The organism is Nonomuraea sp. NPDC048882 (genome assembly GCF_040649755.1).
Classification (GTDB): domain Bacteria; phylum Actinomycetota; class Actinomycetes; order Streptosporangiales; family Streptosporangiaceae; genus Nonomuraea; species Nonomuraea maheshkhaliensis.
The window spans coordinates 276,401-291,110 of the sequence record NZ_JBEZGB010000006.1; the positions used below are offsets into that span (position 1 = coordinate 276,401).

Annotated in this window: 12 protein-coding genes; 5 read left to right on the forward strand and 7 right to left on the reverse strand. The window is 71.0% G+C overall.

Annotation, left to right across the window (positions count from 1 at the left end; genetic code table 11):
- Positions 1-469: 469 nt before the first annotated feature.
- The 6 genes from AB0C27_RS23125 to mtrA all read right to left on the reverse strand — a co-directional run bounded on the left by AB0C27_RS23125 (position 470) and on the right by mtrA (position 7,621).
- A complete protein-coding gene (locus AB0C27_RS23125) occupies positions 470-1,168 on the reverse strand; it encodes a response regulator transcription factor (RefSeq protein WP_357847123.1) in 699 nt (232 codons plus the stop codon).
- 204 nt (positions 1,169-1,372) lie between these two features.
- On the reverse strand, positions 1,373-2,041 hold the full coding sequence (raiA, locus tag AB0C27_RS23130; RefSeq protein ID WP_357847126.1) for a ribosome-associated translation inhibitor RaiA: 669 nt from the start codon (positions 2,039-2,041) through the stop codon (positions 1,373-1,375).
- Positions 2,042-2,644: 603 nt separating this feature from the next.
- Entirely contained in the window at positions 2,645-3,364 is a 720-nt protein-coding gene (locus AB0C27_RS23135; RefSeq protein WP_357847129.1) for a phosphoribosyltransferase family protein, read from the reverse strand.
- 62 nt (positions 3,365-3,426) lie between these two features.
- Entirely contained in the window at positions 3,427-5,160 is a 1,734-nt protein-coding gene (locus AB0C27_RS23140; RefSeq protein ID WP_357847133.1) for an LpqB family beta-propeller domain-containing protein, read from the reverse strand.
- On the reverse strand, positions 5,147-6,925 hold the full coding sequence (mtrB, locus tag AB0C27_RS23145) for an MtrAB system histidine kinase MtrB (protein ID WP_357847136.1): 1,779 nt from the start codon (positions 6,923-6,925) through the stop codon (positions 5,147-5,149). The genes AB0C27_RS23140 and mtrB overlap by 14 nt, the downstream gene beginning before the upstream one ends.
- A gap of 18 nt (positions 6,926-6,943) precedes the next feature.
- Complete coding sequence (gene mtrA / locus AB0C27_RS23150) at positions 6,944-7,621, reverse strand: MtrAB system response regulator MtrA (protein ID WP_106236674.1); 678 nt, start codon at positions 7,619-7,621, stop codon at positions 6,944-6,946.
- 269 nt (positions 7,622-7,890) lie between these two features.
- On the opposite strand from mtrA, the gene AB0C27_RS23155 reads away from it, so the two are divergent.
- The 5 genes from AB0C27_RS23155 to AB0C27_RS23175 all read left to right on the forward strand — a co-directional run bounded on the left by AB0C27_RS23155 (position 7,891) and on the right by AB0C27_RS23175 (position 13,665).
- Positions 7,891-9,246 (forward strand): glycerophosphoryl diester phosphodiesterase membrane domain-containing protein, encoded by a 1,356-nt coding sequence (locus AB0C27_RS23155; protein WP_357847141.1) that lies wholly within the window; start codon positions 7,891-7,893, stop codon positions 9,244-9,246.
- Positions 9,243-9,992 (forward strand): DUF4129 domain-containing protein, encoded by a 750-nt coding sequence (locus AB0C27_RS23160; RefSeq protein ID WP_357847144.1) that lies wholly within the window; start codon positions 9,243-9,245, stop codon positions 9,990-9,992. The genes AB0C27_RS23155 and AB0C27_RS23160 overlap by 4 nt, the downstream gene beginning before the upstream one ends.
- Complete coding sequence (locus AB0C27_RS23165; RefSeq protein WP_357847147.1) at positions 9,989-11,236, forward strand: DUF4350 domain-containing protein; 1,248 nt, start codon at positions 9,989-9,991, stop codon at positions 11,234-11,236. Before AB0C27_RS23160 ends, AB0C27_RS23165 begins: the two co-directional genes overlap by 4 nt.
- Positions 11,226-12,206, forward strand: a complete 981-nt coding sequence (locus tag AB0C27_RS23170) for a MoxR family ATPase (RefSeq protein WP_357847150.1) — start codon at positions 11,226-11,228, stop codon at positions 12,204-12,206. Before AB0C27_RS23165 ends, AB0C27_RS23170 begins: the two co-directional genes overlap by 11 nt.
- Before the next feature lie 88 nt (positions 12,207-12,294).
- The gene (locus tag AB0C27_RS23175; RefSeq protein ID WP_357847153.1) at positions 12,295-13,665 is read left to right on the forward strand and encodes a DUF58 domain-containing protein; all 1,371 of its coding nucleotides are present in this window, start codon (positions 12,295-12,297) and stop codon (positions 13,663-13,665) included.
- 7 nt (positions 13,666-13,672) lie between these two features.
- Here the strand turns inward: AB0C27_RS23175 and AB0C27_RS23180 are convergent, their stop codons facing one another.
- Entirely contained in the window at positions 13,673-14,668 is a 996-nt protein-coding gene (locus AB0C27_RS23180) for a stage II sporulation protein M (protein ID WP_357847156.1), read from the reverse strand.
- Between the last annotated feature and the right edge of the window lie 42 nt (positions 14,669-14,710).

The window sequence follows — 14,710 nt, forward strand, 5'->3', positions numbered from 1 at the left end:
GAGCGCGGTGGGCAACGCGGCGTATGGCGGGCGACACGAGGGTGGGCCTGTTGGAGCCCCCTCACGGTCGGCGCCCCAGACGGTCAACGTCGAAGCCTGGTCGCCTTCGGCTCGGCCGGTGTTGGGGCCAGGTCGCGTGCGGGCTCGCCGGCGTTGGAGCCCTGGAAGCCTGGTTGTGGCGCCTCGGCCGATGTCGGAGCCTGATCGCGGCCCGGGGTAGCCGACATTGGGACCGCGTCGTGTGCGGGCCCGCCGACGTCACAGCCCAGGAGGCTTTGGTTGTGTCGCCTCAGCCGGCGTCGGAGCGTGATCGCGGTCGGCTCAGCCGACGTGGGGGCCTGATCGCGGCCGGGGCAGCCGGCGTTGGGGCGGGGGCGACCTTGGCCAGGGGTGGAAAGTGGTTCTGGCCGGATGGCGGTTGGATGCTTTTGTTGTGGCGGGCTGTGGCGCGATTTCCAGCCCGGCCAGGTCAGGTGATTTCGAGCATTCGTTCCCGTACCGCGTAAACCACGGCCTCCATCCTCGAATGCAGTTGCAGCTTGTCGAGGATGTTGCGGACGTGGTTCTTCACCGTGTTCTCCGAGATGAACAACTGCTTGGCGATCTCGCGGTTGTTCATCCCCTTGGCCACGAGGCGCAGCACCTCCATCTCCCGCTCGGTCAGCCGGGGGACGGGGAGTTGGGGCGGGCGCTCGGCCTCCTTGCGGCTCATGTTGGCGAACTCGCTGATGAGCTTGGCCGCCATCGCCGGGTTGATTAACGACTGTCCCTCGTGGACGCCCCGCACCGCGGCGGGTACGTCGTTGATCTGGACGTCCTTGAGCAGGTAGCCGGTGGCGCCCGCCTTGATGGCCTCGAAGAGGTCTTCTTCCTCGTCGCTGACCGTCAGCATGATGATGCGGGTGCTCGGGACCGAGGCCTTGATGCCCTTCGTCGCCTCGATCCCGTCCTGCCGGGGCATGCGGACATCCATGAGGGCGACGTCAGGCATGAGGCGATCGGCCAGTTCGACCGCCTCCTGCCCGTCGCTCGCCTCACCGACCACCTCGATGTCTGGCTCCGCGGCCAGCGCCAGCGCCAGGCTGCGCCTGATCAGCTCGTGATCGTCGACGATCAACACGCGGATCGGCTCGCCCGCCGGCGTACGGACCTCGCCGGACTCGGTCACCAGGCCTCCCTGATCCGCCTCGCGACCTCGGTCCGACTGGCGACGATCCGCCTCGCGCCTGCCTTTCCCTCGCTTCGCTCGCTCATCTGCGCCTGACTGAGCTCGCTCACGTCTCCTCCTCGTCGGGGGGCCAGAGCCGTTGAACCGCCATGATGGCACGTACCCGCGGTTCTCGGGTGGTCGAGAAGATCTTTTAGCGCGCGATCAGGGCTCTACGAGCCGCAACACGCCGTAGTTGTACCCGCGTCTGTTGTAGACGACGCACGGCTGGCCGCTCTCCTTGTCACGGAACAGATAGAAGTCGTGTCCGACCAGTTCCATCTCGAGGAGGGCCTGGTCGATGGTCATGGGCTCGGCCCGGTGGTACTTCTCCCGTACGATGAGCGGCCCGTCGCCGTCCATCTCGATGGGGACGATGTCGTCGTAGAGCTGGTCGCGCTTCTCCCGCAGTTCGTCGTCCTCGGCGTCGGGCTGCTTGGGGACGGTCGTCTGTTTGGCCTGGGCCAGGTCGGCGGTGTCGGGAAGGGTCGCGGTGATCTCCGCCACCGAGGGTGGGCAGTGGTTGCCGTGGTGAACCTTGCGCCGATCGGCCAGGCGCCTGAGGCGGCCTTCCAGCTTGTCGAGTGCGAGGTCGAGGGCTGCGAACCGGTCGTCGGCCGAGGCTTCGGCGCGAATGGCCGGTCCTCGCGAGTGAATGGTGAGCTCGACCCGCTCTCGCTGTCCGGCAAGGCGCGGGTTGCGTTCCTTCGACACCTCCACATCGACTCGGATGAGTTTGTTGTCCAGACGTTCGATCCTGGCCAGCTTGGTCGTCACGTGGTCTCGGAACCGGTCACTCACTCCTGTGTGCCGGCCCTTGACGATGATGTCCATGCAACAGCCCCCCTTCGGTCTAACGACTGAGCGAGAGCGCCCGACGACGTGCGTGCCGGACGAGGTTCTCTGTCTGCCTTCCTGTCACCGTTACCCTCTTCCGACTAGGCATCACCGGGAACTCGGAAGGCACCCGCCCGGCCGACCTGGTCTTCGACCCCACATTCGCCTGCTGAGGGTCTCGCAGCTCTGTTGCCACTACTGCCCTTCTCTTCTGGCGGGGGACATCTGGACCCCCGGGAAGGCAGGACTTACCCCTAAGCCGCACCGTGATCGGTCGACAAAGAGTCGCCTTACGTGGACCGTTTTGCCTGCGGCTGGCATCGGCTAGCAGAGCCGGGAACCCCGACCCTGCGCAACCACGGACCCGAACGGGTGCCATGTCAGAACGCTATCCGTATCCAGCACGAATGTCAGCCGGAGGATCGGACGACAGATCACTTAGCGTGAGATTCGGCGGGCCGGAGAGCGCCTTCCGGCGCCCTGTTTAACCGATCGGCAACCCCTATCGGCACGGGCCTCCCATACGCTGAGCTGCTATACCACAGCACGGGGGGTAGCGACATCTCACCTTCCGGTTAGAGGCACGAATTGGATCTTTCTTTACCGACCGTCACCGTAATTGATTTGAGATCTTCGGCGTGTCGCTCCGACGGTCACCGCCAGCGGCACGCGCAGGCCCGACGACCGCAGTGCCCTCGCGGCCTCGGCGAGGGTGGCGCCGGTCGTGACAATGTCGTCCACGAGCAGCGCAAAGGCCCCTGGAGGGCCGCTCGCGGCCGGAACGACCTGGAGTGACCCGGCGAGGTTGGCGACCCTCTCAGGGCCGCTCAGGCCCGCCTGATCGGCCACCCGGCCGGTCTGCCGCAGCCCTCGCCACGCCTCGGTCGCCAGCCCGGCCTCCCGCAACCGCCCGGCGACGAGCCCGGCCAGCCTGCCCACGTGGTCGTGCCCCCTGCCCCTGCGGCTCCGCCGCGCGCTGGGCACCGGCACGACCACGAGCCCTCCATCCGCCCACCTCCCATCTGGTCGGTGCCATCCCTCGCGTACGGCCGCCAGGACCGTGTGGGTCAGCGCCTGCGCCAGGACTGCCGCCAGCACCACGGCGCCCCGCTCCTTGTACGCCACCACCAGCCGGCGCACCGCCCCCTCATAACGAGCCGCCGACCAGCAGTCGGGCAGCCCGGGCGGGACCGGGTCGGGCATCCGCCTGACGGGCACGGCGGTCAGAGCGTCGAAGCAGCGGGGGCAGCACGACGCCCCCTGGGCGCCGCAGCCGGCGCAGGAGGAGGGGAGGATGAGATCCAGTACGGCGCTGAGCACGCGGCCCAGCATGCCCGCCGCCACCGACAGTTCCAGCCTCAGGAACAGCGCAGGAGCAGAAATCAGCCGAGAGGGAACAGCGGTGCGCCCGCGTCGGAGTCGATCTTGGGGGTCCAGGTCTGCCGGTCCTGGCCGAGTTCGAGCAGCTTGGCCCCCTTGTCGGTCTCCGCCAGCACCCGGTCCCCCAGTGCCGCCACCGACCTGAGCCGCTCGGTCAGCGGCACCCCGGTGCTCTCCCCGTCGCCCACGTTGATCTCGGTGAGGATGTGCCCGGCCTGGCTCTGCACGAGGACGAGCAGGTGCTCCTCGTCCCCCCACGCCACGTCGATGATCTTGTCGGCCTCGTTCGTGGCGGTCAGCGCGCGCAGGTTGCCCAGCTTCATCTGCGGTCCCTCCCCGGTCAGCGCGCTGATCTGGACGGTGTTGCGCCCGGTCATCACCATGACGCGCACGCCGTCCCTGGCGATGCGCAGCCTGGTGACGTCGAGCCCGGCCAGGTTGGGCGCCTCGACCGGCTCGGCCCCGCGTCCGCTGGAGGGGTCGTACCGCAGCAGCACGGAGTTCTTCCTGTCGTAGGTCCACAGGGAGCCGTCACGATGCCAGGTCGGCGCGGTGAAGTCGTCGCCCTTGCCGTGGATGACCTCCTGCCAGCGCCCCTGCGGCACCATCGCCGCCACCGAGATGCCGGTGGAGGTCCTGGCGGCGACGAGGGAGTTGCCGTTCTCCTCCTTGGAGACGGCGAAGTCGCTGTAGCCGTCGCGCTGCTCTCCCGCCGCGCCGGCCACGACGCCGCCCGGGCCGTCCTTGCTCAGGTAGTGGATCGCGCCCTTGGTCACGTAGTAGGCGGTCTTGCCGCTGTCGTCCAGCCAGCTCTCGTCGGTGTTGGGCAGGGCGGTGGTGTACGGCTCGCCGTTCGTCTGGATCTCGATCGTGCGGCCCTTGGCGACGTCGTTCGCGTTCAGGCTGTACTTGATCTGGGCCCTGAGCGCGTCTCTGGAGCTGAGGTCGAGCGGGCCCGACAGGTTGACCACGACGCGCTCGCCGCCCTCGCCCGACCTGATCGACTCGATCCTGGTGCCCTCGGGGAGGCTGGTGGTCACCGCGTCCTTCAGGGTCGCGGTCGGCGGCTTGAGCAGCCGTTCGAGCACGGTCTGCGCGAACGACTCGGTCGTCTTCAGCCGCAGCCGCACCCGGTCGACGACCAGCCGGTCCTGGAGGCTGCGGTTGAGGTAGTAGAGGGTGGTCGGACGGTACGCGCGCCGCACGTCGGCCCTGGTGAGCACGAGCCCCTGCGGCAGGCTCTTGACCAGGTAACCGCCCTGGGGCGCCTTGACCAGGTCGAACGGCTGCTCCCACGACCCGCCGGTGGGCGTGTAGGTGTCGTCCTCGTCGATGCGGGCGACGTACTTGCCCTTGAGCACGACCTTGAGCACCGGGTCGGTGGCCTCGCGCGGCGGCGGCGGGACGACGTCGATCGCGTCCTCGACCACCGTCACGGGCCCGCCGGCGCTCCACTTGGCGCGCGCCTCGGGGGTGAGGTAGCTGAGCAGGATCGACGGGTCGTCCGCGTAGGCGGCCATGGCGGCCTGGAGGCCGCGCATGGTCTCGTCGATGCCCCAGTTGGGCTGCGGCTTGATGGCGATCATGCGGTGGAACGGCTTGCTGAGCGGATCGCCCGCGCCCTGGTCGTTGACGGTGTACGGGCCGCTCACGGGGATCACGGTGCAGCCGGAGCCCGCCCAGGCCACCGTGACCGCGAGCGCGACCGCCGTGCCGAGCCGCCTAATCCTCGTCATATCCGGCCCTGTCGTATCCAGCGCCATCGAACGCGGCACCGTCTCCCGAGGCGGGCAGCAGCACGGGCGTCATGGCGGTGCGCCAGGTGCGGCGCATCTCGATCTCGGGCGGCACCAGCGACAGCGGCGAGCCCTTCAGGTCGGATCCGGCGACCCTGGGCAGGGTCAGCCTGAACTGGGAGCCCTCGCCGGGCTGCCCCCATGCCTGCAGCCAGCCGCCGTGCAGGGTGGCGTCCTCGCGGGAGATCGCGAGGCCGAGCCCGGTGCCGCCGATGGTCCTGGCCCGCGACGGGTCGGCCCGCCAGAACCGGTCGAACACCATCGTGTCCTCGCCGGCCTTGAGCCCGATGCCGTGGTCGCGTACGGCGACGGCCACCGCGTCCCTGTCGGCCCCCACGGTAACCACGACGTCCCTGCCCTCGCCGTGCTCGATGGCGTTGAACAGCAGGTTGCGCAGGATCCGCTCGACCCGCCGGTTGTCGATCTCGGCCATGCACGGCTCGTTGGGCAGCCGCAGCTCGAAGCGGGTGGTGTGGCGTTCGGCCAGCGCCTCGGAGTCGCCGATCGCCCGCAGCACCACGTCGCGGACGTCCACGGAGTCGAGGTCGAGCGTGGCCGCGCCCGCGTCGTAGCGGCTGATCTCCAGCAGGTCGGTCAGCATGGACTCGAACCGCTCCAGCTGCGCCTGCATGAGCTCGGCCGAGCGGGATGCCATGGGGTCGAAGTCCTCGCGGGCGTCGTAGAGCAGGTCGGCGGCCATGCGGACGGTCGTGAGCGGCGTGCGCAGCTCGTGCGAGACGTCGGAGACGAACTGCCGCTGGACCTGCGACAGCTCCTCAAGCTGGTGGATCTTGAGCGCCAGGTTGGCGGCCATTTCGTTGAACGAGTTCGCCAGCCGGGCCAGGTCGTCCTCGCCGCGTACTTTGAGTCGTTCGTCGAGTTTGCCGGCGGCCAGCCGCTCGGCGGCCTCGCGCGCCAGCCGCACGGGGCTGACGACCTGGCGGGCGACGAGATAGGCGATGGCGGCCAGCAGCAGCACGAGCCCCAGGCCGACCACGACGATGGCGAGCCTGACGTTGGTCAGCAGCTCTTCTTCCTCGTTGAACGGGAAGAAGTGGTAGACCTCGTAGTTCTCGCCGGTCGGGAGCACGTGGACGATGCCGCCGACCACGAACCGCAGCTGCGGCTGGCTCTCGCCCGCGAGCCTGATCGACTGGATGAACCCGACGGTCTTGTCGTACTTGTACTCGCGGATGTTGCGCTGCAGGCTGAGCCGGAGCCCCACCGGCACGTTGGCGGGCTCGACGCTGTTGGACGCCCGCGACTTGCCGGGGTTGGTCAGGTTGAGCACCAGCACCTCGTAGCGCTTCTCCGAGGCGTCGTCGCGGGAGCCGGTGATGGTGTCCATGACGTCGTCGAGCGGGTCGGCCGCCCCCTTCTCGCCGCCGTCGGCCGCCTTGGCCGGATCGTCGGTCTCGGGGGCCAGCGCGTCGGCGATGCGCAGCCGGTCGGCGGTCGCCTCGCCGGAGGAGGACTGCTGGCTGCTCTGTACGACCGAGTTGTTGATCTGCTGGAACAGGAACGTCCCGAGCACCACGACCACGATCACCGAGATCACGAGCGTGCTGGTGACCACCTGGAGGTGCAGCGAGCGCCGCCAGATGCTGCGCGTCCTGCCCGCCGCACGGCGAACCCGCCGGCGAACGCCTCCGAGAATCTGACGGAGTGTGCGTCGGCGAGTTCTCTTCTTCCTGGTCGGGGGCATGGCAGGGCGCTACGAGGGTTAGGCGGGGCCGGCTTTGTAGCCGACGCCGCGTACCGTCACCACGATCTCGGGGTGCTCGGGGTCCTTCTCGATCTTGGCCCTGAGCCGCTGCACGTGCACGTTGACCAGCCGCGTGTCGGCCGCGTGGCGGTAGCCCCACACCTGTTCGAGCAGGACCTCGCGGGTGAACACCTGGCGCGGCTTGCGGGCCAGCGCCACCAGCAGGTCGAACTCCAGGGGCGTGAGGTTGATGGTCTCCTCGCCGCGCTTGACCGAGTGGCCGGCCACGTCGATGGTGATGTCGCCGATCTGCAGGATCTCCGGCGTCGGCTCATCAGTGCGGCGCAGCCGCGCCCGCACCCTGGCCACCAGCTCCTTCGGCTTGAACGGCTTGACGATGTAGTCGTCGGCGCCCGACTCCAGACCGAGCACGATGTCGATCGTGTCGCTCTTGGCCGTGAGCATGACGATGGGAACCCCCGACTCCGCCCTGATCCTCCGCGCGACGTCGATGCCGTCGGCCCCCGGCAGCATCAAATCGAGCAGCACCAGGTCCGGGCGTGTATCCCGGAACGCGTCGAGGGCCTTGTCGCCGTCGGACACAAATGACGGCTCGAAGCCTTCCCCTCGCAGCACGATCCCCAGCATCTCGGCGAGAGCGGCGTCGTCGTCGACGACCAGCACGCGACCTTTCATGGCCCCTCATTCGTTCTACGCATTGTGGGACATACCCGCACGATCGCTGAAGGTTACCCTTGGTCGGCCCATGAGTGTGACCTGAGCCGTGCAAAAGGCGAATTTTAGGTCCGCCCCCGCGACCGCAATCTCAGTCTGCGGTAACACAGCGACTTTCGGCCATCCCCGGACGCGAACCTTGCCCGGATTCGTCGGTGAATGCCGTCAAGATGACATCGCGAATCCTTCCCGCGACACCAATGCCCCGCCCAGCGTGCCAGGATTGGGATATGTCAGACGGTCACGGTCCCACGCCCGAGACGCCATCAGGCTGGTCGGCCGAACAGCCCCCGCCCTACAGCGCCCCGCCGGCCTCGCCGTGGACCGCGCCCAGCGCTCAGCCGCAGCAGCAGGTGCCCTACGGGCAGCCGTACGGGGACACGCCGCAGCAACAGCGGCCCGACGCGCTCGGACCCCAGACACCGTATCCGCCGCATCCGCCCCAACCGAACCAATCGAACCAACCGAACCAGCCGAACTATCCGAACCAGCCGAACCAGCCGCACCAGCAGCCCCCGCAGGGCTGGGGCCCGCATCCGGCCCCCGGCTACGGCCCCCATGCGCCGGCCCTGCGCCCGGGGATCATCCCGCTGCGCCCGCTCGGCCTCGGCGACATCCTCGACGGCACGATCAAGCTGATCCGGTCCAATCCCAAGGCCGTGCTCGGGCTGTCGGCCGTGGCCGCCCTGCTCGCCGCCGTGCCGCTGGCCATCGGCCAGGTGTTCGTGCTCAACTCCATGAGCGGCATACTGTCCGACCCCGGCAGCGTGAGCACCGCCGAGAGCGAGCTCACCACCATCTACGGCGTCGCCGGGCAATACATCGGCTCGATCATCTCGTACGCCATCCAGTTCGTCGTGGTGACGCTGCTGACCGGCGTGCTGACCCGCATACTCGGCCGGGCCGTCTTCGGCGGCAACATCACCGCCGGCGAGGCGTGGCGGCTGGTCAAGGGCCGGGTGCCCGCGTTGTTCGGCGTGGTGGGCCTGATGGCCGTCATCATGCTGGTGCCGCTGATCGTCTTCGTCGGGCTCATCGTGGCGCTCGCGGCCAACGCCTCCAGCTCGGACGCCGGCTGGATCGCCCTGGTGTCGATCCTGTTCGTCATCGTCTACCTCGCCTACTACCTGTACTTCAGGACCCGCTTCGCCCTTGCCTCCCCCGCCGTGGTGCTGGAGGGCAGGGGGCCGCTCGACGCCATGCGCCGCTCGTGGCACCTGGTCAGCGGCGACTTCTGGCGGTGCTTCGGCATCCTGCTGCTCACGTCCCTGCTCGTGGGCCTGGTGGCGAGCATCCTGACGGTGCCGTTCACGCTGGCCGGCACCATGTTCGGCATGTTCGGCGCGGGCTCGGCGGCCACGACCGTGGTCTCCGCGGTGCTGATCACGATCGGCGCCACGCTCGGGTCGATGTTCACCTACCCGTTCGAGGCCGGCGTCTCCGGCCTGCTGTACGCCGACCGGCGCATGCGCAGTGAGGCGTTCGACCTCGTGCTGCAGACGGCCGCCATCGAGCAGCAGCGCCAGGGCTGGGTGCACGCCTCGGCCGACGAGCTCTGGCACCCGTCCAACTCCGCCGGGTCGTGAACCCGGTCGACAGGGGGGAGGCCGCGGGCAGGGCCGCGCGGGAGCTCCTCGATCCCGGCTACGAGCACGAATCGCTGTTCGACCTGATCCACCGGCGGGTGACGCAGTTCCTCGGTGACCTCGTCGACGCGGTCGGCGGGGGCGGCTCGGCGGGCGGGATCATCGCCGCGGCGCTGATCGTGGCGATCCTGCTCGGGGTGATGACGCTGATCACCTGGCGGCTGCGCAGGACCGCCCGGCAGCGGGCGCCCGGCACGAGCGGGCTGTTCGGCGGCCGGACGATGAACGCGGCCGACCACCGGCGGGCGGCCGAGCGGCTGGCCGCCGAGGGCGCCTGGACGGAGGCGGTCCAGGAGCGGCTCAGGGCCATCGCCCGCGACCTGGAGGAGCGGGCGATCGTGGACGGCATGCCGGGGCGCACGGCCCACGAACTCGCCAACGAGGCGGCGTGGTCGCTGCCCGGCTTCGCCGGGGAACTGGCGGCGGCCGCCCGGTCGTTCGACGACGTGACGTATGGCGGGGTCTTGGGGACGCGGGAGGCGTACGAGCGGATGGCGAGCCTCGACGACCGCCTGCGCCAGGCCCGCCCGGCCCCGCTCGCGACAGCGGGCGCCCAGCTCGGACACGCCACGGGCGAAAGCCTCGCGGGCGGGTCCGGCGGAGGCTCCACGGGCGAAAGCCCCGCAAGCGGACCCGGCGGGGGCTCCACGCCCGCGGCCGGTGGGACGGGGGGCGGGGCGGGATGAGCATCTTCGCGCGTCCTGCCGACGCCGGAGCACCGCCTCCGGCCGGCCCCGCGACCGCGCCGACGCCGCCGGCCCCGCCGCCAGGTGCGGACGGGCGGGGCTCCTCCTCGACCTCCCCCACCGCCCGCTCCGTCTGGCGCTCCGGCCGCCTGATCGTGCTGCTCGGCGTGCTGGTCGTGCTCATCGCCGTGATCGGCGTCCTGCTCAGCCCCAGCCGCGGCGAGTCCCGTCCGCTCGACCCCGGCGACACCTCCCTGGCCGGCTCCAGGGCCCTGGCCGAGATCCTGCGCGACCGGGGCGTCCCCATCGAGCGGGTCGACTCGATGGAGGCGGCGGAGGAGAAGGCCGCCGCCGGAGACAAGCTGCTGGTCGTCACCGACATCACGTACTTCGACGAGGAGCGCCTGGCCAGGATCCCGGGTGACCGCCTCGTCGTCGGCCCGCTGCCGTACCTGGAGGTGCTGGCTCCGGGGGTGCGGGTCGAGCCGGGCGACAACCGCGCCCGTTCCCGCGAGCCCGAATGCGGCCTGCCGGCCGCCGCGGCGGCCGGCAGCGTGCACATCGGAGGGCTCGCGATGAACGGCCCCACCGGCACGATCGGCTGCTTCCCTGTCGAGGACGGGCATCTCCTCGTCCGCTTCCAGCGCGACGCCGGCTTCACCACGGTGGTCGCCGACGGGAGCTTCATGAGCAACCAGCGCCTGGCCGAGGACGGCAACGCGGCGCTGGCGATCAACCTGTTCCAGACGGGCAAGAGCGTCCTGTGGCTGGTACGCCCGGCCACCCCGCCCGCCGTGGACCTGCCCGGCGAGGGCGGCAAGTCGATGGAAGACCTGATGCCGGAGAGCATCCGCTGGGCCGTCTACATGGCGATCATCGCCGTGGCCGTCGCCGCGTTCTGGCGGGGCAGGCGGCTCGGGCCCGTGGTGACGGAGAAGCTGCCCGTCGTCGTCAGGGCGGCCGAGACCGTCGAGGGCCGTGGCCGGCTCTACCGGGCCAGGCGGGCCAGGGGCCGGGCGGCCGCGTCGCTGCGGGCGGGCACGATCGACCGGCTCGCGCCCAGGCTCGGGCTCGGGTCGAACGCCGGGCAGCACGAGGTCGTCGCGGCCATCGCCGCCCGTACCGGACAGGACGCCCACCAGGTCGGCGCCGCGCTCTACGGCCCGCCCCCGCCCGACGACGCGGGGCTCGTCGCGCTGGCCGGATATCTCGACCTCATCGAAAGGCAGTTGAGTGAACTCTGAGGATGCATACCGGGTGACGGCCTCGGGCGACTCGGCCAGAGAGGCGCTGGGCGCGCTGCGGGCCGAGGTGTCCAAGGCCGTGGTCGGCCAGGACGCGGTGGTGACGGGGCTGGTCATCGGGCTGCTGTGCGGAGGGCACGTGCTGCTCGAAGGCGTGCCTGGCGTGGCCAAGACGCTGATGGTGCGGACGCTGGCGGCGGCGCTGTCCCTGGACTTCAAGCGGGTGCAGTTCACGCCCGACCTGATGCCGGGCGACGTGACGGGGTCGCTGATCTACGACACGCGCACGGCGGAGTTCGAGTTCCGCGAGGGGCCGGTGTTCACGAACCTGCTGCTCGCCGACGAGATCAACCGCACCCCGCCGAAGACGCAGGCGGCGCTCCTGGAGGCGATGGAGGAGCGGCAGGTCAGCGTGGAGGGCACGGCCAGGCTCCTGCCGAACCCGTTCATGGTGTGCGCGACGCAGAACCCGGTCGAGTACGAGGGCACCTACCAGCTGCCCGAGGCCCAGCTCGACCGTTTCCTGGTCAAGCTGACGGTGCCGCTGCCGCCGCGCGAGCAGGAGATCTCGGTGCTGGAGCGGCACGCGCTCGGCTTCGACCCGCGCGACCTGTCGGAGGTCAAGGCCGTGGCCACGGCCGCCGACCTGGCGGCGGGGCGGGAGGCGGTCGCGCAGGTGCGGGTGGCGCCCGAGGTGCTCGGCTACGTCGTGGACGTGGCCCGCGCGACCAGGAGCTCCCCTTCGCTGCAGCTCGGCGTCTCGCCGCGCGGCGCCACGGCGCTGCTGGCCGCGGCGCGGGCGTGGGCGTGGCTGTCCGGGCGGCCGTACGTGACGCCCGACGACGTGAAGGCGCTGGCCAGGCCGGCGCTGCGGCACCGGGTGCAGTTGCGGCCCGAGGCCGAGCTGGAGGGGGCGACCGCCGACGGCCTGCTCGACGGCATCCTCGCCTCGGTCCCGGTCCCGCGCTGATGCCTGGGGACGAGCCGAATGGACTGGTGCCGCTGATGCCCGCGAACGAGCTGACCGAGCGGGCGGGCCGACAGGGCGGGTGGGGCCGATGGCGCTGACCGGACGTACCGGGCTGATCGCGCTGGCCGGGATCGTCGTGGTGCTGTTCGCGCCGCGTCCCGGCGCCGCGCTGGCCGGGGTGTGCCTGCTGCTGGCCTCGGGGATCGTGGTCGATCTGGCGTTCGCCGGGGCCGTGCGCCCGCTGCGGCTGCACCGCTCAGGCGAGACCCTGGTCAGGCTGGGCGGCCAGGCGACGGTGGAGCTGGTGGTCGAGAACCCGGGCAAGCGGCGCGTACGCGGCCTGCTCAGGGACGCCTGGCCGCCGTCGGCGGGCGCCACGCCACGTGAGGCCGAGCTGGACGTGCTGAGCGGCGAGCGCCGCAGGATCGTCGTGACGCTCACCCCGACCAGGCGCGGCGACCGCTCGTCCGTGGCCGTGACCGTGCGCTCCGTCGGGCCGCTGGGCCTGGCCGCGCGCCAGGGCAGCCACCGGGCCCCGTGGACGGTACGGGTGCTGCCGCCGTTCCTGTCGCGCAAGCACCTGCCGTCCAGGCTGGCCAGGCTGCGCGAGCTCGACGGGCAACATCCGGCGCTGGTGCGCGGGCAGGGCACCGAGTTCGACTCGCTGCGCGAGTACGTCGTGGGCGACGACGTGCGCTCGATCGACTGGCGGGCCACCGCGCGCCGCCACGACGTCGTCGTGCGCACCTGGCGCCCCGAACGCGACCGCCGCGTGCTGATCGTGCTCGACACCGGCCGCACCTCGGCGGGCCGGGTGGGCGACGCGCCCGTCCCCATGGCGGGGACGGAGGCGAACACCGGCCTGCTCGCGCCCCCCGATTCCCGGCCCGCGCCCGGCTGGCCGCGCCTGGACTGGTCGATGGACGCGGCGCTGCTGCTGGCCGCGCTGGCGGCCAGGGCCGGCGACCAGGTCGACTTCCTCGCCTACGACCGCGCCGTGCGCGCCTGGCTGAGCGGCGCGTCACGCACCGAGCTGCTGTCGATGCTGGTCAACGCGATGGCGCCGATCGAGGCGGAGCTGATCGAGGCCGACGCGCAGGGCATGGTGGCGGCCATCCTGTCGCGGGCCAAGCGGCGCTGCCTGGTCGTGCTGCTCACCGACCTCAACTCGGCGGCCATGGACGAGGGGCTCATGCCGGTGCTGGCGCAGCTGTCCTCGCGGCACCTGGTGCTGGTGGCCGGCGTGTCCGATCCGCGGGTGGCGGCCATGGCGGGCCGCAGGGGGTCGGTCGAGGAGGTGTACGACGCGGCGGCGGCCGAGCAGGCGCAGCTCGGGCGCAGGCGGATCACGGCCAGGCTGCGGCGGCACGGCGTGGAGGTCGTGGACGCGCCGCCGGAGGAGATCGCGCCGGCGCTGGCGGACGCCTACCTGGCGCTCAAGGCGGCCGGCCGCCTCTGACCCGGCCCTATCCGGCTGATGGGGCGACGTCGGGGGCGCGTTCGATGTCGCCGGTCTCGTTCTGCCGCAGCGCTCGCCGCCCGAAGACGATCACGTACGTGAGGAAGACCGCCTCGGCGAGCACCCCGATGCCCACGCGCGCCCACGTGGGCAGCCCCGACGGGGTCACGAACGCCTCGATCAGCCCCGACACGAACAGCACCACGACCAGCCCCAGCGCCACGCTCATCACCGCCCGGCCGTTCTCCGCCAGCGCCTCGACACGCCTGCGGGGGCCTGGGTCGATGACCGTCCAGCCGAGACGCAGGCCCACGGCGGCGGCCAGGAAGACGGCGGTCAGCTCCAGGAGCCCGTGCGGCAGGATCAGGCCGAAGAAGATGTCGAGCTTGTCCCTGGAGGCCATCAGCCCGCCGGAGACGGCGACGTTCGCGGCGTTGGAGTAGAGCGCGAACGGGATCGGCAGCCCGAGCACCACCGAGTACATGATCATCTGGGCCGAGACCCAGGTGTTGTTGATCCAGACGCGGTTGGCGAAGGAGGCGGCCGGGTGCTCGGAGTAGTAGTCGGCGAAGTCCTCGTTGACCAGCTGGGTGATCTCGTCGGGGCTGGCGATCGTCGCCTGGACGTCGGGGTTGGCCGCCACCCACGCGCCCATCGCGAACGCGACCGCGAGGAAGGCCAGCGCGCTGGCCAGCCACCACCACCGCGCCCGGTAGGCCACCACGGGGAACGACACCGTGAAGAAGCGCGCCAGCTCCCGCCAGGCCGGGGTGTGGGCCCCGGTGACCGCGGACCTGGCCCTGGCCACCAGCGCGGACAGCCGGCCGACCACCATCGGGTCCTGCTCGGCGGAGCGGACGATGGACAGATGCGTGGACACCCGCTGGTAGAGCTCGACCAGTTCGTCCACCTCGTCGCCGGTCAGCGAGGACCGGTTCTTGACCAGGTGGTCGAGCCGATCCCACACGGGGCGGTGTGCTGTGACGAACGCATCGATGTCCACCCGAACATTCTGGCCGCTCAATCACGGGGGCAGAGCCGTTAG